Genomic DNA, 2013 nt, shown 5'->3' with positions numbered 1-2013 from the left:
TGCCTCAAGGCTAGGGCGCAAGGCATCTACAAATTCAGGGGCACCTCAAGGCTAACCTCAATTCGAGGACGTTTCAGGGATGCAGGTCAATACCGGGAGAAGATCGGTAGTCTGATCGACCAGCTTCAGGAGCCGGACGCCATGCTGGACGCGAAGGAGGCGCTGCGCGGTCTGATCGACCGGATCGTGCTTGTTCCGGATGCAGAGACAGGTCGGCTGGCGATCCACCTGGAAGGAGCGCTCGCGGCGCTCCTGACGCTCTCAACCGGGCACGACAAAAGACCCCGCGGGACGCAGGGTATAGAGAGCGTTGATATCATTGACGAATTAGAGTTGGTTGCGGGAGTAGGATTTGAACCTACGACCTTCAGGTTATGAGCCTGACGAGCTACCGGACTGCTCCATCCCGCGCCAATCGCGACGACCGTGTTCCTATGGGGTCGTCATCGTTAGAGAGATACGTCCGAAGGTCTTACTAGGTTTGGCGATGACCTACTCTCCCACGCCTTAAGACGCAGTACCATTGGCGCGACAGCACTTAACTGCCGGGTTCGGGATGGGACCGGGTGTTTTGCTTGCGCTATGATCACCAAACCGAGAAAAACCTTCGAATTCCAAGTCAAGCAGACTGTGTGTGTATACTTTTGACATATCCACGAGAAGCATAGCTTCTACTGGATCAAATCAAGCCTATCGGACAATTAGTATCGGTCAACTGAACGCATTGCTGCGCTTACATCTCCGACCTATCGACGTAGTAGTCTACTACGGTCCTCAGGGATATCTTGTTTTGAAGGGGGCTTCCCGCTTAGATGCCTTCAGCGGTTATCCTGTCCGATCATAGCTACCCAGCACTGCTATTGGCATAACAACTGGTCCACCAGTGGATCGTTCACCCCGGTCCTCTCGTACTAGGGGCAACTCTTCTCAAATATCCTACACCCACGGAAGATAGGGACCGAACTGTCTCACGACGTTCTAAACCCAGCTCACGTACCTCTTTAAACGGCGAACAGCCGTACCCTTGGGACCTGCTCCAGCCCCAGGATGAGATGAGCCGACATCGAGGTGCCAAACACTGCCGTCGATATGGACTCTTGGGCAGTATCAGCCTGTTATCCCCGGCGTACCTTTTATCCGTTGAGCGATGGCCCTCCCACTTGGGACCACCGGATCACTATGGCCGTCTTTCGACTCTGCTCGACTTGTCAGTCTCGCAGTCAGGCTGGCTTCTGCCATTGCACTCAACGATCGATGTCCGACCGATCTGAGCCAACCTTCGCGCGCCTCCGTTACTCTTTAGGAGGCGACCGCCCCAGTCAAACTACCCGCCACAGAGGGTCCCGGATCCGGATAACGGACCGCGGTTAGATATCAAGCGAAGCAAGGGTGGTATCTCAAGGATGGCTCCACGCAGACTGGCGTCCACGCTTCAAAGCCTACCACCTATCCTGCACATGCTTGACCTGATATCAGTCTGAAGCTGTAGTAAAGGTGCACGGGGTCTTTCCGTCTAACCGCGGGTAACCTGCATCTTGACAGGTAATTCAATTTCGCTGAGTCGATGTTGGAGACAGCGGGGAAGTCGTTACGCCATTCGTGCAGGTCGGAACTTACCCGACAAGGAATTTCGCTACCTTAGGACCGTTATAGTTACGGCCGCCGTTTACCTGGGCTTCAATTCAGAGCTTGCACCCCTCCTTTTAACCTTCAGGCACCGGGCAGGCGTCAGACCCTATACGTCGTCTTGCGACTTCGCAGAGCCCTGTGTTTTTAGTAAACAGTCGCCACCCCCTGGTTTGTGCCCCCAGCTTCCACTTGCGTAGAAACCGGGCCTCCTTCTCGCGAACTTACGGAGGTATTTTGCCGAGTTCCTTCAACATCGTTCTCTCAAGCGCCTTGGTATTCTCTACCAGTCCACCTGTGTCGGTTTAGGGTACGATCTTATAGAGGGGCTATTTCCAGGAACCTCTAAGCAGCCCATTCAATCCGATAAGGATGAACTACCCTCGA

1 tRNA gene and 2 rRNA genes (1 of these 3 running past the window's edge) are annotated in these 2013 nt (G+C 54.3%); all 3 read right to left on the bottom strand.

Annotation, left to right across the window (positions count from 1 at the left end):
• Positions 1 to 334: 334 nt before the first annotated feature.
• A tRNA-Met gene (locus tag BM002_RS17305) sits at positions 335 to 411 on the bottom strand.
• A 68-nt stretch (positions 412 to 479) separates the two neighbouring features.
• Positions 480 to 594, bottom strand: a 5S ribosomal RNA gene (gene rrf, locus BM002_RS17300).
• An 86-nt stretch (positions 595 to 680) separates the two neighbouring features.
• Positions 681 to 2013 (bottom strand): 23S ribosomal RNA (locus tag BM002_RS17295); it runs 1499 nt beyond the window's last position.

The sequence above is a fragment of the Jannaschia pohangensis genome (assembly GCF_900113875.1).
Lineage (GTDB): Bacteria > Pseudomonadota > Alphaproteobacteria > Rhodobacterales > Rhodobacteraceae > Jannaschia > Jannaschia pohangensis.
Note: the sequence above shows the minus strand (reverse complement) of the source record. Positions and strands in the feature narration are given on the sequence as shown.